This is a genomic window from Pseudomonas tremae (assembly GCF_023278125.1).
Classification (GTDB): Bacteria; Pseudomonadota; Gammaproteobacteria; order Pseudomonadales; family Pseudomonadaceae; genus Aquipseudomonas; species Aquipseudomonas tremae.
On record NZ_CP066270.1, the window covers coordinates 4,571,808 to 4,589,808 of the forward strand.

The following is an 18,001-nucleotide window of genomic DNA, read 5'->3' on the forward strand; positions in this document are numbered from 1 at the left end:
CAATGCAGTGCGCAAACTGCAAATACACGGCACAGGAAGTCTTGTTCAGGGCAATGCCTCACTCAAGACGAGTTTTTTCCAGCCGTGCAGCAGAAAATCCGTAAAGACTTTGTAAGGTTGGCTCAGCTTATTTCATAATGCGCAGCCAGCCCGTTTAGCTGGTCGGGCATGCCCGCACCTTTTTCAGAGGTAAGTCGACTCCCATGAACCGCACCGGCCGCACCCTTGTATTGGGCTGCCTGTTGCTTGTCTATCCTCTGCTGGCCAATGCCGGCGGCAACTCGTTGTTAATTCCGGCGATGGGTCGTTGCACCCTGAATACACAGCCAGAAAACCTGCCCGCAGCACTCGCAGCCTGTCAGCAGGCCGCTCAGGGTGGAGATGCGCAGGCACAATACGAGTTGGGTGAGTTCTATTACGAGGGCAAGAATGCACCTCGCGATTTGCCGCAGGCGCTGAGTTACTTCGAGCAGGCTTCGCTGCAGGGCCATGCCCAGGCGCAGTATCAACTGGGCTTGATGTTCAGCCGTGGCGAAGGTGTGCAGGCCAATAACATTCAGGCGTATATCGTGCTGAAAATGGCCGCCGTCAACGGTTCTGAAGAAGCGCTGGATGCCGCAGACGAAGTATCGGCAAAAATGCAGCGTGACGAGCTGGAAGTGGCGACTCAAGTGCTGGGCCAGATATTCCGCAAATACCTGCTCGAACTGCAGACCGCCGAAGGTCGCAGCCCGTTCTCCCCATTGCCCTGACCTGATTCGCTCAGGGCAATCGCTGTTCATGACCCGTGTTGCTATTTTTCCGGCATCGGCACGGGGAACGGCATCACGTTGCTGGTGCCGCGTGCTTCGCTGATCTTTGGCGTGCCTATGCGCTCGACTTCATCGATACGCACGATAGAATGCATCGGCACAAAACTGCGCACAACGCCCTCAAACTGAGCCTTGAGTTTTTCTTCGCTCGGGTCGACCACGACAGTCGTGCGTTCGCCGAAGACGAATTCTTCCACTTCCAGAAAGCCCCACAGATCACTTTGATAGATCTGCTTGGCATACATTTCAAACACCTGTCCCTGGTTGAGAAAAATCACCTTGTAGATTGGAGCTTCGCGTTTGGTCATAACGGGCGGGTAACGATCAGAGATGAAAAAGGGGCGCGGACTATAGCATGTCCATCGGACAGCCAACGCTAGGAACCCGAGCCCTTCATCCTTATAATGCGCGGTTCACTGAATCGGTTGATGATCACGCATGGCCAAGAAGCTTTACATCGAAACCCACGGTTGCCAGATGAACGAGTACGACAGCTCGCGCATGGTCGATCTGCTGGGCGAACATCAGGCTCTGGAAGTCACCGCTCGCGCGGAAGACGCCGACGTGATTCTGCTCAATACCTGCTCGATTCGCGAACGCGCCCAGGACCGTGTGTATTCACAGCTCGGCCGCTGGCGCGAGCTGAAGCTGGCCAACCCCGAGATGGTAATTGCCGTCGGCGGTTGCGTTGCCAGCCAGGAAGGCGCCGCCATTCGCGACCGCGCGCCCTATGTGGACGTGGTGTTCGGCCCGCAAACCCTGCATCGCTTGCCGGAAATGATCGACGCGGCCCGCATTACCCGATTGCCGCAGGTCGATGTCTCGTTCCCGGAAATCGAAAAATTCGACCATCTGCCAGAGCCTCGTGTCGATGGCCCGAGCGCTTATGTGTCGGTCATGGAAGGCTGCAGCAAGTACTGCACCTTCTGCGTAGTGCCCTACACCCGTGGCGAAGAAGTCAGCCGACCGTTCGATGACGTGCTGAGCGAGGTCACTCACCTGGCCGACTACGGCGTGCGCGAAGTCACCCTGCTGGGCCAGAACGTCAACGGCTATCGCGGCAACACCCATGACGGGCGCGTCGCAGATCTGGCTGACCTGATCCGGGCCGTTGCCGCCGTCGATGGCATTGATCGCATCCGCTACACCACCTCGCACCCGCTGGAGTTCTCCGACAGCCTGATCCAGGCTCATGCCGACGTGCCGCAGCTGGTCAAGCACCTGCACTTGCCGGTGCAGTCAGGCTCCGATCGCATTCTGGCGGCCATGAAGCGCAACCACACCACGCTGGAATATAAATCCAGGCTGCGCAAACTCAGGGCTGCGGTGCCGGGAATCAGCATCAGTTCGGACTTCATCGTCGGCTTCCCGGGCGAGACCGAAAAAGATTTCGAGAACACCATGAAGCTGATCGAGGACGTGGGTTTCGACTTCTCGTTCTCGTTCATCTACAGCCCGCGCCCCGGCACGCCAGCCGCTGACCTGAAGGACGACACGCCGGAAGCCCTCAAGAAAGAGCGCCTGGCAGCCCTGCAACATCGCCTCAACCAGCAGGGTTTCGAGATAAGCCGACAGATGGTAGGCAGCACGCAGCGCATTCTGGTGACCGACTATTCGAAGAAAGACCCGGGCGAACTGCAAGGCCGCACCGAGAACAACCGGATCGTCAACTTCCGCTGCGATAATCCCCAGCTGATCGGGCAGTTTGCCGATGTACACATCGATGATGCACAGCCTCATTCCTTGCGTGGCTCACTGCTACAGTAAGGCGTGCATCCCGCCGCAGAAACGAATCGCCGAATGAATTCGTTTCTGTGCGGTCCCTACCCTTGAGCACGGTGAACTCCTGGCGCGGCCTTTAACGAGGCAAAGCTTTCGCACAACCACCGCCAGAGGGTATTCTTCAATACATTCAAATTGCCGCCGGACGGCCATTAAACGACCTTGAACGCACCCATAGAACCTCATCGCTTCACCCTCGAGCCTTTCGAGGCCCATCGTTTCGCCAACTTGTGCGGGCAACTCGACGAGCACTTGCGCCTGATCGAACAACGCCTGGACATCGAGATCCGCAACCGCGGCAATCAGTTCGAACTCATTGGCGAGACCTCACAAACCCAATCCGCCGAGAACCTTCTGCGCCGCCTGTACCGGGAAACCAAAGGTACCGAGCTGACGCCGGACATGGTGCACCTGTTTCTTCAGGAATCCGGCGTTGACGGCCTGGACAACCACCCTGCCGCCGAAGTCGGCGTCTCGCTGCGCACCAAAAAGGGCATGATTCGCCCGCGCGGCCTGAATCAGCAGCGTTACGTCAAGGAAGTGCTCAGCAACGATATCAACTTCGGTATCGGCCCTGCGGGTACTGGCAAGACGTACCTAGCGGTGGCTTGCGCAGTCGATGCACTGGAGCGCGAGCAGATCCGCCGCATCCTGCTGGTGCGCCCGGCTGTAGAGGCTGGCGAGAAGCTTGGCTTCCTGCCCGGCGATCTGGCGCAGAAGATCGACCCGTACCTGCGCCCGCTGTATGACGCACTGTACGAGATGCTCGGCTTCGAGTACGTCGCCAAACTGATCGAGAAACAGGTCATCGAGGTCGCACCGCTGGCTTACATGCGCGGACGCACCCTTAATAACAGCTTCATCATTCTCGACGAAAGTCAGAACACCACCGTCGAGCAGATGAAGATGTTCCTGACCCGTATTGGCTTTGGCTCCACAGCCGTGATCACCGGTGACATCACCCAGGTCGACCTGCCCAAGGGCACCCGGTCGGGTCTGACGCACGTCATCGATGTGCTCAAGGATGTGCCGGGCATCAGCTTCACGCATTTCAAACCCAAGGATGTGGTTCGCCACCCGCTGGTGCAGCGCATCGTGGAAGCCTACGAGCGCTTCGATGACCGGCTCAGCGATGGCCCGTCGGGCAACAACAGCTACTCACGGGACAAGAACCGCGATGCTTGAGCTGGATCTGCAGGTCGCAAGCGAAACAAGCGCACCCAGCGAAGCCCAGTTCCGCCTCTGGTGTGAAATGGGCCTGCGCCAGCGCAGTGCCGATTCCGAGCTGACTGTCCGGCTGGTTGACGAAACCGAAGGCCGCGAGCTCAATCACACTTGGCGGCACAAGGATTACGCCACCAATGTGCTGTCTTTCCCGGCGGACGTTCCAGATGACATGCTGGACATCCCGTTGCTGGGCGATCTGGTCATCTGCGTACCGGTGGTCAACCGCGAAGCAGCCGAACAGGGCAAGTCCATCGACGCGCACTGGGCGCACATGGTCATTCATGGCTGCCTTCATCTGTTGGGTTACGACCACCTCGATGATGAAGAAGCCGAAGAAATGGAAGCACTGGAACGAACGTTGCTTGAGGAGTTGGGCTACCCCGACCCTTATGCCGACGACGAAAGTGCCGACCTCCCCCATTCAGACACACCCAGCAAGGACCACGAGTAAGGGCTATGAGCGAAGATCGATCGAGCAACGGGCAAAAGTCATGGTTGGGTAAACTGACCCAGGCCTTTGTCCATGAGCCGAAAAACCGCCAGGAGCTGCTTGAGCTGCTGCGCGAAGCCCATCAGAACAAACTGTTGGACAGCGAAGCGCTGGCCATCGTCGAGGGCGCCATTCAGGTGGCTGACCTGCAAGTGCGCGACATCATGGTGCCGCGCTCGCAGATGATCAGCATCAAGGCGACCCAGACACCCCGCGAATTCTTGCCTGCGGTCATCGATGCAGCGCATTCGCGCTATCCGGTGATCGGCGAAAGCCACGACGACGTGCTCGGTGTGCTGCTGGCCAAGGACCTGCTGCCACTTATCCTCAAGGCTGACGGTGACAGCGACGACGTCAAAAAGCTGCTGCGTCCGGCCACCTTCGTGCCCGAATCCAAGCGTCTTAACGTGCTGCTGCGCGAGTTCCGTGCCAACCACAACCACATGGCCATCGTCATCGACGAATATGGCGGCGTGGCAGGCCTGGTGACCATCGAAGACGTGCTGGAACAGATCGTCGGCGACATCGAAGATGAGCACGATGTCGAGGAAGACAGCTATATCAAGCCCCTGCCAAGCGGTGACTTCCTGGTCAAGGCGCTGACGCCGGTCGAGAATTTCAACGAATTTTTTGACAGCAGCTTTTCGGATGACGAGTTCGACACCGTGGGTGGTTTGGTGATGAATGCGTTCGGCCATCTGCCCAAGCGCGCCGAAATCACCGAGATAGGTGCCTATCGTTTCCGCATTTTGAGCGCCGACAGCCGTCGCATTCATTTGCTGCGTGTAAGCCCGATCTCACGCCCGTGATCACCGTCTGCAACAACTTGATACCGTTTTAAGGAATCTACATGCGCTGGATAACCCGCCCCGGCTGGCCCGGTAATCTGCTGGCCCTGGCGGCCGGCGGACTCACGACACTGGCCCTGGCGCCGTTCGACATCTGGCCCTTGGTGCTGGTGGCGGTGGCGATGTTCTATCTGGGGTTGCGCGAGCTGAATCCGCGCCAGGCCCTGGTGCGCGGCTGGTGTTATGGCTTCGGTCTGTATGGCGCTGGCACCAGCTGGATCTACGTGAGCATCCATACCTACGGCGGGGCTTCGGTGCTGCTGGCAGGCTTGCTGATGCTGCTGTTCATCGCCGCCATTGCCTTTTTCTTCGCCCTGCCCGCCTGGGTCTGGGCGCGCTGGCTGCGGCGCAATGAAGCGCCTCTGGCTGATTCACTGGCCTTTGCAGCGCTATGGCTGTGGCAGGAAGCGTTTCGCGGCTGGTTTCTTACCGGTTTCCCTTGGCTTTATTCCGGTTACAGCCAGCTTGACGCACCGCTCGCCGGGCTCGCGCCGCTGGGCGGCGTCTGGCTGATTTCGTTTGCGCTGGGCCTGACTGCGGCATTGCTGTGCAACCTGCACCGCTTACGGGCACGCAAATCGTTTCTGGCCATGGGCGTGCTGCTGTTGCTGGCCCCGTGGGTCACAGGGCTGGCCCTGAAGAATCATGCGTGGACTTCCCCTTCCGGCCCACCGCTGAAGGTCGCGGCGCTGCAAGGCAATATCGAACAGAGCATGAAATGGGACCCGCAAAAGCTCAACGACCAGTTGGCGCTGTATCGGGACATGACATTCCGCTCGCAACAGGCAGACCTGATCGTCTGGCCCGAAACCGCCATACCGGTTCTCAAGGAAAGCGCTGAGGGCTACCTGGCAATGATGGGCAAGTTCGCTTCGGACCGTGGCGCGGCGCTGATCACCGGCGTGCCAGTGCGCGAACCGACAGGGCGTGGCGAGTATCGCTACTACAACGGCATCACTGTAACGGGCCAGGGCGATGGCACTTATTACAAGCAAAAGCTTGTCCCGTTCGGTGAATACGTGCCGCTGCAAGACCTGCTTCGCGGGCTGATCTCTTTCTTCGACCTGCCGATGTCGGACTTCGCTCGAGGCCCTAACGATCAGGCGCTGTTGCAGGCCAAGGGTTATCAGATTGCGCCGTTCATCTGCTACGAAGTGGTTTACCCCGAGTTCGCCGCAGGCCTGTCGGCGCAAAGCGACCTGTTGCTGACAGTCAGCAATGACACCTGGTTCGGCACCTCTATAGGCCCGCTGCAGCACTTGCAGATGGCCCAGATGCGCGCCCTCGAAGCCGGTCGCTGGATGATTCGTGCCACCAATAACGGCGTGACTGCGCTGATCGATCCATTTGGCAAAATCACGGTACAGATTCCGCAATTCGAGCGCGGCGTGCTGTATGGAGAAGTGGTGCCCATGCACCAGCTCACGCCTTACCTGCAATGGCGTTCATGGCCATTGGCAATCGTCTGCCTGTTGCTGTTTGGCTGGGCGTTGATGGCGGCACGGATCTCCAAGACGGTCTGAGTGAAAGGCATGACGCCGGTTTCGCCTGTCTTCAGGTGGAATCGGCTTCAGGTCAGTGCTTGTTTTCGTAGATCCACGGGTACACCAGCAGGCCAGCCGCTTCGTTGAGCAACACCCCACTTTGGGTAAACACCCGGCTCTCGGGAAGCCAGCCGCCAAAAGGCCGGGCATTGTCCACGCCAAGAAAGCCGACCGGCGCACTCACCACGGTAAAACCGGCCTGCTCGAAGCTCCAGCGAGCGCGAGGCATATGCCAGGCCTGAGTAACCAGCACCACACGCTTGATGCCCAACGGCTGCAAAACCCTGGCGGCCATCGTGGCGTTTTCCCATGTCGTGCGGCTCTGCCCTTCCTGCCAGCGCACCGTCACGCCGAAGTCCTCCTGCAGCGATTGCGCCATGATGGACGCCTCGCTAGGCGGTTGATCAAAATGCAGGCCGCCCGCGGTCATGATCGGCAGCCCGGATTCTTTCGCCAGGCGAGCCGCCAGACGCAGCCGCTCCAGCCCCAGACCGGTGGGCGTGTCAGCGCCCCAGGTCGGAGAGTTGCGTTCACGCCCATTGCCCAGCACCACGATAGCGTCGGCCTGCTGCGCCAATATCGGCCATTGCTGTCGGGGTAACGGGGTTGTTTGCTCAAGCTGGCGAGCGGAAAACTCCACCACCACCGGTAGACTCATCAGCCACAGCCCACCCAGCCCGACGATAAAGAAGGCAGCGGCCAGACGCGGGCGGGATCGGTGCAGCCACCAGGCGGCGATCAGCAATAAAAAAAGAATGCCGGGCGGCAGCAAGAGGGTTTTGAGCAAATAGCGCAAAGGCATCAGGACATCTCCAGAGATGTCCGCAGCCTAGAATGTTTGAAGCCTGGCAACAATGCCGGAAGGAGCAGGCCCTCAGCCCGCGTGATAGACAGAAATGTAAAGCTTAGCTGTGACGGCCCAGCCGCACCGTCGCTTTCGCCCGCCGCTTGTCTTTCAGCCAGATGATAGTGGCCGTTGCTTTGGGCGCATTGATCAACCGGCTGTGCTCTGACGATGTCGCGTAGCTGCCCTTGATGCTGGCAGTTGCACTGCTCGCCATCACGTCCTTCTCGAGATAGGCCTTTATCCACTCGAACTCGGCACAACTCAAGCCCTGGAGTTCAAGCTCGGCGGGCAACTCGTTTCGGAGCCGCAACGATGTACGTGCCGTTTCAAGGGCAAGCCCGAGACGATCGATCAAACGTTCGTAAAGCTCAGATGTACTTACCGCGTGCTGCAACTCAGTCATCCGCTCACCTCCTCGAAGATAATCATCACCCTCGACGTTGAGCTTAGCGCTGCTTCGAAAACAGGCCGGGGACTGCGACCAACGGCCAGATAGAGCAGTCAGACGGGCTTTGCCCTTGTCAGAGGCAATCAGGGTTTCCCTCGATAGACGGCCCTCATGTATGCTACGGCGCTTCCTGTAATTCCACTTCCGTGCTCTTGAGCCCGAACGCACCGCACAGACAGTTGCAATTGTCCGTCCCGCGGTGCCGACCTGACTCGGCGAAGCAATGAAGAGGTCAAGGGTCACTAATCTTTAGTCAAAAGTAGCCATGCACGAACTCTATCAGCCCCGCGAAATCGAAGCCGCCGCCCAAACCTTCTGGGATGAGCAAAAGTCTTTTGAAGTCAGTGAACAGCCAGGCAAGGACACCTTCTATTGCCTGTCGATGTTCCCTTACCCGAGCGGCAAGCTGCACATGGGCCATGTGCGCAACTACACCATCGGTGACGTGATCTCCCGCTATCAGCGCATGCTGGGCAAGAACGTCCTGCAACCACTGGGCTGGGACGCATTCGGCATGCCGGCTGAAAACGCCGCGATCGACAACAACGTCGCGCCAGCCAAGTGGACCTACGAAAACATCGCCTACATGAAGAACCAGCTCAAGAGCCTGGGTCTGGCGGTCGACTGGTCACGTGAAGTCACTACCTGCAAGCCCGATTACTATCGCTGGGAACAATGGCTGTTCACTCGCCTGTTCGAAAAAGGCGTGATCTATCGCAAGAACGGCACCGTGAACTGGGACCCGGTCGATCAGACCGTACTGGCCAACGAGCAGGTCATCGACGGCCGTGGCTGGCGTTCCGGCGCGCTGATCGAAAAGCGCGAAATCCCGATGTACTACTTCAAGATCACTGCCTACGCCGACGAGCTGCTGGAAAGCCTCGACGAGCTGCCGGGCTGGCCTGAACAGGTCAAGACCATGCAGCGCAACTGGATCGGCAGGTCGCGCGGCATGGAGGTTCAGTTCCCGTACGATCAGGCCTCCATTGGCGAAGCAGGCGCACTGAAAGTCTTCACCACCCGCCCGGACACCCTGATGGGCGCGACCTATGTTGCCGTTGCCGCTGAACACCCGCTGGCCACCCTGGCTGCGCAGGGCAACCCGGCCCTGCAGGCTTTCATTGATGAGTGCAAAGGCGGCAGCGTTGCTGAAGCAGACGTCGCCACGCAGGAAAAGAAAGGCCAGCCGACCTCGTTGTTCGTCGAGCATCCGCTGACCGGCGAAAAACTGCCGGTGTGGGTCGCCAACTATGTATTGATGCATTACGGCGATGGCGCTGTCATGGCAGTCCCTGCGCACGATGAGCGCGATTTCGAATTTGCCAGCAAATACGACTTGCCGATCAAACCCGTAGTACGCACCAGCGCTGGCGATGAAACGCCTGCGCCGTGGCAAGCCGAGTACAACGAACAAGGCCCGCTGATCAATTCCGGCGAGTTCACCGGCCTGAATTTCCAGGACGCATTCGATGCCATCGAAGCCGCGCTGGTCAAGAAATCCCTTGGGCAGTCGCGCACTCAGTTCCGACTGCGCGACTGGGGCATCAGCCGTCAGCGTTATTGGGGCTGCCCGATCCCTATCGTGCATTGCGACACCTGTGGCGACGTGCCGGTCCCGGAAGACCAGTTGCCGGTTATCCTGCCCGAAGACGTGGTGCCGGACGGCGCAGGCTCACCATTGGCGCGCATGCCCGAGTTCTACGAATGCAGTTGCCCGAAGTGCGGCGCACCGGCCAAGCGTGAAACAGACACCATGGACACGTTCGTCGAGTCTTCCTGGTACTACGCGCGTTATGCTTCGCCGCATTACGAAGGTGGCCTTGTCGAGCCGAACGCTGCCAACCACTGGCTGCCGGTTGATCAGTACATCGGCGGTATCGAACACGCAATCCTGCACCTGCTTTACGCTCGCTTCTTCCACAAATTGATGCGCGATGAAGGCCTGGTGACCTCGAACGAACCGTTCAAGAACCTGCTGACTCAAGGCATGGTCAACGCCGAAACCTACTTCCGCATGGAAACCAGCGGCAAGAAGACCTGGATCAACCCGGCCGACGTCACCCTCGAAAGAGACGCCAAGGCCAAGGTCATCAGTGCCACACTGACCAGCGACGGTCTGCCGGTTGAAATCGGCGGCACTGAAAAGATGTCGAAGTCGAAAAAGAACGGCATCGACCCGCAGACCATGATCGACCAGTACGGTGCCGACACCTGCCGCCTGTTCATGATGTTCGCCTCGCCACCTGACATGAGCCTCGAATGGTCTGATTCTGGCGTAGAAGGTTCGCATCGCTTCCTGCGTCGTGTGTGGCGCCTGGCACAGGCACACGTCGGCCAGGGCGCGCCGGGCTCACTCGACGTTGCAGCACTGACCGACGAACAGAAAGCCGTTCGCCGCTCGATTCATCAGGCCATCAAACAGGCGAGTCAGGATATCGGCCAGAACCAGAAATTCAACACGGCCGTCGCGCAAGTGATGACCTTGATGAACGTGCTGGAAAAAGCCCCACAGGCCACTACGCAGGATCGCGCATTGCTGCAGGAAGGCCTGGAAACGGTCACCCTGTTGCTGGCACCGATTACGCCGCACATCAGCCACGAGCTGTGGACCCAACTGGGCCATGGCGAGCCGGTCATCGATGCGGGCTGGCCAGTGTTCGACGCAGAGGCTCTGGTGCAGGACAGCCTGCAACTGGTCATCCAGGTAAACGGCAAGCTGCGCGGCCATATCGAGATGCCTGCCAGCGCCAGCCGTGAAGAAGTCGAGGCGGCCGCACGCATCAACGAAAACGTATTGCGCTTCACTGATGGCCTGACCATACGCAAGGTGATTGTCGTGCCTGGCAAACTGGTCAACATCGTCGCAAGCTGATTGGATCGGGCGCCCTGCGAATGCTGGGCGCCGACTATATTTCCAGGGCACGCACTGCGTGCCCAAACGGATTCAAGGGGAGCATCAAGATGATCAAACGCAATTTGCTGGTGATGGGCCTGGCTGTTCTGTTGAGTGCCTGTGGCTTCCATCTGCGTGGCACCGGTACGACAGAGCTTGCGCTCAAAGAGCTGGATGTCAGCGCGCGCAACGCCTACGGCGAGACCGTGACCCAACTGACACGCCTGCTGACCAGTTCCGGCGTCAAGGTTTATACCGGCGCGCCTTACAAGCTGATCCTGACCAACGAAGCTGAAACCCAGCGCACCATCAGCTATTCCGGTTCGGGCCGTTCTGCCGAGTACCAGTTGACCACCACCCTGACCTATGAAGTGCATGGCGACCGGGATCGTGTACTGCTGGACAGCAAAGTCAGCGCGGACCGCTCCTACGTACACGACGGCAATAACCTGACCGGTTCCGATCAGGAAGCTTCGCAGGTACGTCAGGAAATGCGCAATGACCTGATCCAGAAGCTGATGGCACGCCTGCAACAGCTGACCCCGGCACGTCTTGACGAACTGCAGGCCAAGGCCGATGCGGTTGCCAAGGCCGAAGCCGACGCACTGGAAGCCGCTCAGCGGATCCGTGACGAGACGCCTCAGCAGTCGCCTGTCGAAGTTCCGGCCAGGTAAGTGTCCGGGGCCAGTGATCTGGCCCCGACATGCTCTGACTCATGAAACTCGCCCCCGCCCAATTGGGTAAGCACCTGCAAGGTGCGCTTGCGCCTGTCTATGTGATCAGCGGCGACGACCCGTTGCTCTGCCAGGAAGCAGCCGACGCAGTTCGCGCCGCCGCACGTCAGCAAGGCGTCGATGAACGCCAGGTCTTCAGCGCTGACGCCAGCTTCGACTGGGGCACCCTGCTGCAGGCAGGCGCGAGCATGTCGCTGTTTGCCGAGCGTCGTCTTCTGGAGCTGCGCCTGCCCTCGGGCAAGCCCGGTGACAAAGGTGCTGCGGCACTCATGGAATACTGCGCACGGCCTGCCGAAGATACGCTGCTGCTAATCAGCCTGCCCAAGCTCGATGGCAGCGCGCAAAAGACCAAATGGGGCAAGGCACTGATCGACGGTGCGCAAACCCAATTCGTGCAAATCTGGCCAGTGGACATCGGCCAGTTGCCGCAATGGATTCGCCAGCGTCTTTCTCAGGCCGGGCTGGCCGCAACCCAGGATGCGGTAGAGCTGATCGCAGCTCGGGTTGAAGGCAATCTGCTCGCCGCCGCGCAGGAAATCGAAAAGCTCAAATTGATGGCCGAAGAAGGCCAGATTACTGTCGAGACGGTGCAGGCTGCCGTCGCTGACAGTGCGCGTTTCGACGTATTCGGCCTGACCGATGCGGTGCTAAACGGCGAAGCAGCCCACGCGTTACGCATGCTCGAAGGCCTGCGCGGCGAAGGCGTAGAAACACCCGTGATCCTTTGGGCGCTGACCCGCGAATTGCGTGCGCTGGCCAACATGTCCCAGCAGTTCAGCCAGGGCGTGCCGCTCGACAAGGTGTTCAGCTCGGCCCGCCCACCGATCTGGGACAAGCGCAAGCCGCTGATGAGCAAAGCCTTGCAACGCCATTCGGCGAAACGCTGGAGCCAGCTGCTGATGGATGCACAGCGCATTGACGCGCAGATCAAAGGCCAGGCGGCAGGTTCGCCGTGGAGCAGCCTGAGCAGACTGGCGCTGCTGATGGCCGGACAGCGACTGGCGTTGCCTGCGGAGTAGGCCTCATGTGCGACATACCTACAGGTCTTTTTGAGGTCGTTGGTCGTGCCATTTTCTATCCGGTCGGATGGCCGATCGTAAAACTCCTGACGCTTGGCAAATACCCTGCAAAAGGCTCCTGGTTTACAGAAACCCCGGCCGCGAACTGGGCAACCGGAGTCGGAATGGCCATCTTGGCCCTGATCATAATGGCGCTGTTTCATCAGTTCAGTCTGCCGCCTGCCTGACTTAGGGCATAGACCTGACACTACGCGTATCCTCTCGTCCCTACGCTCTGCGCTGATCGCCATAGCACACGACTATTAGACACAACCGCGGATCTGCCTGATGATTTGCGGCGCTTTACAACACCCATCAGGAGTACCCGCCATGAGCAAGCCAAAAAGGCCGAACAAGGCCAAATCGATCATCGCCCAGCCATTGTTCCGCAGTCGTCAGGAACAACCCTCCAAGGGCAAAGGCAGCTACCGCCGCGAAGCCTTCCAGTCTAAAAGCTGGGAGGCTTCCTGCTTTATGGCTGCGTGATATAGAGCAACATCTCCGAGGCGCTTTCCACCGCTTAGCCGTGTTATGGTCTGCACCTACCGGTAATACCCTTGGACTCAAGCATGCCTTCTCGTTTTACCCATCGCCCGCAGCTGCGCCAACTCATCGCTGCCTCCAGCCTTATTGCCCTGGTAGCCTGCGCAGAAAAACCCACTGCAGCCGATGCCACGCCTCTTCAATCCAGCAAAGTGCAGACAAACCCTCCTGCCGTGGCGCCCACGCCAGCGCTGGTCGTCGATGACACCCTCACCATTCAGCCCGCCGTCAGCTTCAGCGAATGGCAGGCCGGCTTTCGCGCTCAGGCGTTGAAAGCAGGTATCCGTGCGGACGTATTCGACCTGGCGTTTGCCGGCGTCACACCCGACATGAGCGTAGTGAAGGCAGACCGCAGCCAGCCAGAGTTCAGCCGCCCGGTCTGGGAATACCTGGACGGCGCGATTTCCGCTGTGCGTGTGCGCAAGGGTCAGGCGCTGCTCTCGCAGTACGCCGATGATCTGCAAAAAATCGAGCAACAGTATGGCGTGGACCGTCAGGCATTGGTCGCGGTGTGGGGCATGGAGAGTAACTTCGGCTCGTTCCAGGGTACGCAGTCCGTCATCCGTTCATTGGCGACACTGGCCTATGAGGGGCGTCGCCCAGGTTTCGCACAGAGCCAGTTGCTGGCCGCGCTGGAGATCATCCAGCATGGCGACATTACCCCGGACAAGATGCTCGGTTCATGGGCCGGTGCGATGGGCCAGACCCAGTTCATACCGACCACTTACAACACACACGCCGTGGATTTTGACGGTGATGGCCGCAGGGATATCTGGAATACACCGGCGGACGCCCTCGCCTCCACTGCTCACTACCTGCAAAGCTCTGGCTGGCAGCGTGGTCAGCCATGGGGCTTTGAAGTGGTGCTGGGCACTGGTTTCGATTATTCCCTGGCCGACTCGACCACCCGCAAGAGCCTTGCCGAATGGCAGCAACTGGGCCTGAAACAGCCCGACGGCTCAGCGATCCCGGTTGCGGCCAGCCAGCAGCAGGCCGCTTTGCTGTTGCCTGCCGGCTACCGTGGTCCGGCATTTCTGGTACTGGATAACTTTCGCGCCATCCTCAAGTACAACAATTCCACGTCATACGCGCTGGCGATCAGCCTGCTGTCCGACCGCTTCAAGGGCGCAGGCTATGTGGTAGGCAGCTGGCCGCGCGGAGACCTGCCGCTGAGCCGCTCTGAGCGCATCGAACTGCAAACCCTCCTCACGGCCCGTCAATACGACGCAGGCGCGCCAGACGGCATTATCGGGGCCAATACACGCAAGGCAATCCGCAGCGCCCAGCAATCCTTCGGCTGGCCTGCAGACGGGTACCCGACGCATGAGTTGCTGGAAGCGCTTCGCAAGCCTGTCGGGCAGTAATCGAGACGATGCAGATCGTCCAGAACTGCATGCCCACGCGGAGCATGGGCACGATGATCAGATAAAACAAAAAAGGGCCAGGTATCGCTACCGGGCCCTTCTTATTTTAGCGCTCGCTGTCAGAGCATCGCCTTGGCGATCTTGGCCTGTTCGTCGGCGTGGTACGAAGAGCGTACCAGCGGGCCTGAAGCAACGTTCTTGAAGCCCATCTTGTAGCCTTCTTCGGCGAACCAGGCGAACGTGTCCGGATGGACAAAGCGTTGCACAGGCAGGTGGTTGCGCGAAGGCTGCAGGTACTGACCCAGGGTCAGCATGTCGATGTCGTGCTCACGCATGCGTTGCATGACTTCGATGACTTCTTCGTCGGTCTCGCCCAGCCCCAGCATCAGCCCGGACTTGGTTGGCACGTGCGGGACCATCTGCTTGAAGCGTTGCAGCAGTGTCAGCGACCACTGATAGTCCGACCCCGGACGCGCAGCCTTGTAGAGGCGCGGCACGGTTTCCAGGTTGTGGTTGAACACGTCAGGCGGCTCGGCGGCGGTGATTTCCAGCGCCACGTCCATCCGCCCACGGTAATCGGGTACCAGCGTTTCAAGCTGGACACCCGGTGACAACAGACGGATCTCGCGGATGCAGTCGGCAAAATGCTGAGCACCGCCATCACGCAGGTCGTCGCGGTCTACCGAGGTGATCACCACGTATTTCAGACCCAGGTCGGCAATCGCAATGGCGAGGCTCTTCGGCTCGTCGGCGTCGAGTGCTTTCGGACGGCCGTGGCCCACGTCGCAGAACGGGCAACGACGAGTGCAGATGTCGCCCATGATCATGAAGGTCGCGGTGCCACCGGAGAAGCATTCGCCCAGGTTGGGGCAGGAGGCTTCTTCGCAGACGCTGTGCAGCTTGTGCTTGCGCAGCAACTGTTTGATACGGTCGACTTCCGGAGAAACCGGGATACGAACGCGGATCCAGTCGGGCTTTTTCGGCAGATCGACGGTTGGAATGATCTTGACCGGGATGCGCGCAACCTTTTCCGCTCCGCGCAGCTTGACGCCCGCTTCGACTTTCGGACGGGCCACACGCTCGGAAACGTCAAGCGTCGGGATCAGGGTTTGCACGGTGTCAGTCATAATGGTTTATTCCGCCCGTAAGGGTCGCCTGCTCAGCGTAGTCGAGGTGTTTGACGAGCTGCGTGCGCAGTCGGACACTTACCTCGGAAAATTCTATCTGCTCTGCCTGATCGCTCAGTTGGGTCATGGCCAGCCCGGCGTAGCCGCAAGGATTGATGCGGCGGAACGGCTCCAGATCCATGTCGACGTTCAACGCCAGACCATGAAACGAACAACCGTTGCGGATACGCAGGCCGAGCGACGCGATTTTAGCGCCATCGACGTACACGCCCGGAGCGTCGGCTTTGGCGGCTGCCGCAACGCCATAATCGGCCAGCAGGACAATCAGCGTGTTCTCGATCCGGGTGACCAGATCGCGCACGCCGAAACCAAGGCGCCTGACGTCAAGCATCAGGTAAGCCACCAGTTGGCCCGGGCCATGATAAGTCACTTGGCCGCCACGATCGACCTGTACGACAGGAATATTGCCCGGCAGCAGCAAATGCTCGGGCTTGCCGGACTGTCCCTGGGTGAAGACTGGCGGGTGCTGGACCAGCCAGACCTCATCAGCAGCGTCCCGGCCACGTCCGTCGGTGAAGCGCTGCATGGCGTGCCAGACGGTTTCGTAATCGATCAGCCCCAGATCACGAAAGCCCAAGGCACCGCCCATCACAGCACCATGTGCACGAAACCCGTAGCGCGAAGGGCACTATTGATATCGCGCAGTTGATCTTCGCCAGTGGCGACGATGTGCAACTGGACGGTGGTGTATTTGCCGTTGCTGCTCTGACGTTCGGCGAGCGTCTTGAGGTCGACCGTGGCGTGCTTTTCAAGCACTTCCATCACGGCAGCCGTAAAACCCACACTGGTGTCGCCGATCACCTTGATCGGGTAGTCATTGCAGGGAAATTCGATTTTGTGCGACTTGATGTCGGTATCGGTCATGGCAGTAAAGGTCTCACAAGCCGTGACGACGGACACGCCACCCACTCAGATCATGAGCGGGCGGCGAGAAGGTCGGCAGTAGTTACTGGAAGGTCAGTTGAACAGGCCGTAGAAGAACAGGCGAATGCTATCCCACACGCGGCGGAAAATGCCACCTTCCTCGACGGCTTCAAGCGCGACCAGATTGGAGGTGCGAACCACCTGATCGTCTTTCTTGACTTCAACCTTGCCGATTACGTCGCCCTTGGCGATAGGTGCAACCAGTTGCGGGTTCATGGTCATGCTGGCAGACAGCTTTTTCATGTCGCCCTTCGGCATGGTCATGCTCAGATCTTCAGCCAGACCGGCCTTGACCTGACGCTCGGTGCCTTTCCAGACAGTGGCCTGAGCAAGCTCGGTGCCCTTCTGATAGAAGTTCTGGGTTTCGTAGAAACGGAAGCCGTAAGTCAGCAACTTCTGGGTTTCGGCCGCACGAGCCTGCTCGCTGTTAGTGCCGAACACCACGGCAATCAGACGCATGCCGTCACGAACAGCCGAAGAAACCATGCAGTAACCGGCTTCATCAGTGTGACCGGTCTTCAGACCGTCAACAGTCTTGTCACGCCATAGCAGCAGGTTGCGGTTAGGCTGTTTGATGCCGTTCCAGAAGAACTCCTTCTGCGAATAGATCGCATAGTGAGCCGGGTCTTCGTGAATGATGGCACGGGCCAGAATCGCCATGTCATGAGCCGACGAGTAGTGCTCCGGATTCGGCAGACCGGTCGGGTTCATGAAGTGGCTGTTGGTCATGCCAAGGTCGGCAGCCGTCTTGTTCATCATGTCGGCAAACGCATCTTCGCTACCGGCAATGTGCTCGGAAATAGCGACGCTGGCGTCGTTACCCGACTGGATGATGATGCCGTGCAGCAGATCGCTGACGGTTACCTGGCTGCCCACCTTGATGAACATCCGCGAACCGCCTGTGCGCCAGGCGTTTTCACTGATGGTCACCGGATCGTTTTCACCGATCTGGCCGCGACGGATTTCCAGGGTCGCGATGTAAGCGGTCATCAGCTTGGTCAGACTGGCAGGCGCCAGACGCTGGTCACCGTTGTTCTCGACCAGAACGTTACCGCTGGTGGCGTCCATCAGCACGTAGGCCTTGGCCGCCAGTTGCGGTGCGGCAGGCGTCATCTGCTCAGCAGCCCACGCAGCCGGGGTGATTATCAGTGGAACAAGCAGGCACAAGCGTTTTGCAAAGGTGGTGATGTTCATCCGTCTCTCGAGAATCCTAATGGGCAAACATGCCCTTGCGGGCAAAACTGAACAGACCGGCGAGACGAAAAGGCCTCGGTACGGCTCGTGGCGCCAGGCTGTTACC

The 18,001-nt window shown here is 59.4% G+C and carries 19 protein-coding genes; 12 read left to right on the forward strand and 7 right to left on the reverse strand.

Annotated features, from left to right (window positions below; all coding sequences use genetic code 11):
* The first annotated feature begins 203 nt into the window (after window positions 1–203).
* Window positions 204–752, forward strand: coding sequence for a tetratricopeptide repeat protein (locus I9H09_RS20695; RefSeq protein WP_005888762.1), 549 nt, complete (start codon window positions 204–206; stop codon window positions 750–752).
* Window positions 753–793: 41 nt separating this feature from the next.
* Here I9H09_RS20695 and I9H09_RS20700 read toward each other — a convergent pair whose 3' ends face one another.
* Complete coding sequence (locus I9H09_RS20700; RefSeq protein ID WP_005888761.1) at window positions 794–1,120, reverse strand: DUF1820 family protein; 327 nt, start codon at window positions 1,118–1,120, stop codon at window positions 794–796.
* A 130-nt stretch (window positions 1,121–1,250) separates the two neighbouring features.
* Here I9H09_RS20700 and miaB point away from each other — a divergent pair, with 130 nt between their 5' ends.
* The 5 genes from miaB to lnt all read left to right on the forward strand — a co-directional run bounded on the left by miaB (window position 1,251) and on the right by lnt (window position 6,682).
* Window positions 1,251–2,579: a tRNA (N6-isopentenyl adenosine(37)-C2)-methylthiotransferase MiaB gene (gene miaB / locus I9H09_RS20705; RefSeq protein WP_005888760.1), complete on the forward strand. Its 1,329-nt coding sequence runs from the start codon at window positions 1,251–1,253 to the stop codon at window positions 2,577–2,579.
* A gap of 177 nt (window positions 2,580–2,756) precedes the next feature.
* Complete coding sequence (locus I9H09_RS20710; RefSeq protein ID WP_005888759.1) at window positions 2,757–3,779, forward strand: PhoH family protein; 1,023 nt, start codon at window positions 2,757–2,759, stop codon at window positions 3,777–3,779.
* On the forward strand, window positions 3,772–4,272 hold the full coding sequence (gene ybeY / locus I9H09_RS20715; RefSeq protein ID WP_005888758.1) for an rRNA maturation RNase YbeY: 501 nt from the start codon (window positions 3,772–3,774) through the stop codon (window positions 4,270–4,272). The genes I9H09_RS20710 and ybeY overlap by 8 nt, the downstream gene beginning before the upstream one ends.
* A 5-nt stretch (window positions 4,273–4,277) precedes the next feature.
* A complete protein-coding gene (locus I9H09_RS20720) occupies window positions 4,278–5,120 on the forward strand; it encodes a CorC family transporter (RefSeq protein ID WP_005888757.1) in 843 nt (280 codons plus the stop codon).
* A gap of 41 nt (window positions 5,121–5,161) precedes the next feature.
* On the forward strand, window positions 5,162–6,682 hold the full coding sequence (lnt, locus tag I9H09_RS20725; RefSeq protein ID WP_054988826.1) for an apolipoprotein N-acyltransferase: 1,521 nt from the start codon (window positions 5,162–5,164) through the stop codon (window positions 6,680–6,682).
* A 52-nt stretch (window positions 6,683–6,734) separates the two neighbouring features.
* On the opposite strand, the gene I9H09_RS20730 is transcribed toward lnt, so the two are convergent.
* Both I9H09_RS20730 and I9H09_RS20735 read right to left on the reverse strand, forming a co-directional pair.
* Window positions 6,735–7,505, reverse strand: coding sequence for a YdcF family protein (locus tag I9H09_RS20730; protein WP_122347143.1), 771 nt, complete (start codon window positions 7,503–7,505; stop codon window positions 6,735–6,737).
* A 103-nt stretch (window positions 7,506–7,608) separates the two neighbouring features.
* Window positions 7,609–7,953: a hypothetical protein gene (locus tag I9H09_RS20735; RefSeq protein ID WP_024691625.1), complete on the reverse strand. Its 345-nt coding sequence runs from the start codon at window positions 7,951–7,953 to the stop codon at window positions 7,609–7,611.
* A gap of 310 nt (window positions 7,954–8,263) precedes the next feature.
* Between I9H09_RS20735 and leuS the strand changes: the two genes are divergently transcribed.
* The 6 genes from leuS (at window position 8,264) to I9H09_RS20765 (ending at window position 14,590) form a co-directional block, all read left to right on the forward strand.
* On the forward strand, window positions 8,264–10,870 hold the full coding sequence (gene leuS, locus I9H09_RS20740; RefSeq protein WP_122324301.1) for a leucine--tRNA ligase: 2,607 nt from the start codon (window positions 8,264–8,266) through the stop codon (window positions 10,868–10,870).
* An 89-nt stretch (window positions 10,871–10,959) separates the two neighbouring features.
* Window positions 10,960–11,565: an LPS-assembly lipoprotein LptE gene (locus I9H09_RS20745; RefSeq protein WP_005888742.1), complete on the forward strand. Its 606-nt coding sequence runs from the start codon at window positions 10,960–10,962 to the stop codon at window positions 11,563–11,565.
* 41 nt (window positions 11,566–11,606) lie between these two features.
* Window positions 11,607–12,644 (forward strand): DNA polymerase III subunit delta, encoded by a 1,038-nt coding sequence (holA, locus tag I9H09_RS20750; RefSeq protein WP_122346623.1) that lies wholly within the window; start codon window positions 11,607–11,609, stop codon window positions 12,642–12,644.
* 5 nt (window positions 12,645–12,649) lie between these two features.
* On the forward strand, window positions 12,650–12,871 hold the full coding sequence (locus I9H09_RS20755) for a hypothetical protein (protein WP_053481346.1): 222 nt from the start codon (window positions 12,650–12,652) through the stop codon (window positions 12,869–12,871).
* Window positions 12,872–13,013: 142 nt separating this feature from the next.
* Window positions 13,014–13,169 (forward strand): alternative ribosome rescue factor ArfA, encoded by a 156-nt coding sequence (gene arfA, locus I9H09_RS20760; protein ID WP_003376569.1) that lies wholly within the window; start codon window positions 13,014–13,016, stop codon window positions 13,167–13,169.
* A gap of 83 nt (window positions 13,170–13,252) precedes the next feature.
* The gene (locus tag I9H09_RS20765; RefSeq protein ID WP_024670319.1) at window positions 13,253–14,590 is read left to right on the forward strand and encodes a lytic murein transglycosylase; all 1,338 of its coding nucleotides are present in this window, start codon (window positions 13,253–13,255) and stop codon (window positions 14,588–14,590) included.
* A 119-nt stretch (window positions 14,591–14,709) separates the two neighbouring features.
* Here I9H09_RS20765 and lipA read toward each other — a convergent pair whose 3' ends face one another.
* From lipA to I9H09_RS20785, 4 genes are all read right to left on the reverse strand, one after another.
* Window positions 14,710–15,717, reverse strand: a complete 1,008-nt coding sequence (gene lipA, locus I9H09_RS20770) for a lipoyl synthase (protein WP_005888734.1) — start codon at window positions 15,715–15,717, stop codon at window positions 14,710–14,712.
* Window positions 15,710–16,366 (reverse strand): lipoyl(octanoyl) transferase LipB, encoded by a 657-nt coding sequence (gene lipB / locus I9H09_RS20775; RefSeq protein ID WP_122311366.1) that lies wholly within the window; start codon window positions 16,364–16,366, stop codon window positions 15,710–15,712. Before lipB ends, lipA begins: the two co-directional genes overlap by 8 nt.
* The gene (locus I9H09_RS20780; RefSeq protein ID WP_003340907.1) at window positions 16,366–16,641 is read right to left on the reverse strand and encodes a DUF493 domain-containing protein; all 276 of its coding nucleotides are present in this window, start codon (window positions 16,639–16,641) and stop codon (window positions 16,366–16,368) included. The genes lipB and I9H09_RS20780 overlap by 1 nt, the downstream gene beginning before the upstream one ends.
* Window positions 16,642–16,734: 93 nt before the next feature.
* Entirely contained in the window at window positions 16,735–17,895 is a 1,161-nt protein-coding gene (locus tag I9H09_RS20785) for a D-alanyl-D-alanine carboxypeptidase family protein (RefSeq protein ID WP_005888730.1), read from the reverse strand.
* Window positions 17,896–18,001 lie beyond the last annotated feature (106 nt).

Coding starts and splice junctions, on each gene's coding strand:
- I9H09_RS20695 (WP_005888762.1), top strand. CDS start 204: ATGAACCGCACCGGCCGCACCCTTGTATTGGGCTGCCTGTTGCTTGTC.
- I9H09_RS20700 (WP_005888761.1), bottom strand. CDS start 1,120: ATGACCAAACGCGAAGCTCCAATCTACAAGGTGATTTTTCTCAACCAG.
- miaB (WP_005888760.1), top strand. CDS start 1,251: ATGGCCAAGAAGCTTTACATCGAAACCCACGGTTGCCAGATGAACGAG.
- ybeY (WP_005888758.1), top strand. CDS start 3,772: ATGCTTGAGCTGGATCTGCAGGTCGCAAGCGAAACAAGCGCACCCAGC.
- I9H09_RS20720 (WP_005888757.1), top strand. CDS start 4,278: ATGAGCGAAGATCGATCGAGCAACGGGCAAAAGTCATGGTTGGGTAAA.
- lnt (WP_054988826.1), top strand. CDS start 5,162: ATGCGCTGGATAACCCGCCCCGGCTGGCCCGGTAATCTGCTGGCCCTG.
- I9H09_RS20730 (WP_122347143.1), bottom strand. CDS start 7,505: ATGCCTTTGCGCTATTTGCTCAAAACCCTCTTGCTGCCGCCCGGCATT.
- I9H09_RS20735 (WP_024691625.1), bottom strand. CDS start 7,953: ATGACTGAGTTGCAGCACGCGGTAAGTACATCTGAGCTTTACGAACGT.
- leuS (WP_122324301.1), top strand. CDS start 8,264: ATGCACGAACTCTATCAGCCCCGCGAAATCGAAGCCGCCGCCCAAACC.
- I9H09_RS20745 (WP_005888742.1), top strand. CDS start 10,960: ATGATCAAACGCAATTTGCTGGTGATGGGCCTGGCTGTTCTGTTGAGT.
- holA (WP_122346623.1), top strand. CDS start 11,607: ATGAAACTCGCCCCCGCCCAATTGGGTAAGCACCTGCAAGGTGCGCTT.
- I9H09_RS20755 (WP_053481346.1), top strand. CDS start 12,650: ATGTGCGACATACCTACAGGTCTTTTTGAGGTCGTTGGTCGTGCCATT.
- arfA (WP_003376569.1), top strand. CDS start 13,014: ATGAGCAAGCCAAAAAGGCCGAACAAGGCCAAATCGATCATCGCCCAG.
- I9H09_RS20765 (WP_024670319.1), top strand. CDS start 13,253: ATGCCTTCTCGTTTTACCCATCGCCCGCAGCTGCGCCAACTCATCGCT.
- lipA (WP_005888734.1), bottom strand. CDS start 15,717: ATGACTGACACCGTGCAAACCCTGATCCCGACGCTTGACGTTTCCGAG.
- lipB (WP_122311366.1), bottom strand. CDS start 16,366: ATGGGCGGTGCCTTGGGCTTTCGTGATCTGGGGCTGATCGATTACGAA.
- I9H09_RS20780 (WP_003340907.1), bottom strand. CDS start 16,641: ATGACCGATACCGACATCAAGTCGCACAAAATCGAATTTCCCTGCAAT.
- I9H09_RS20785 (WP_005888730.1), bottom strand. CDS start 17,895: ATGAACATCACCACCTTTGCAAAACGCTTGTGCCTGCTTGTTCCACTG.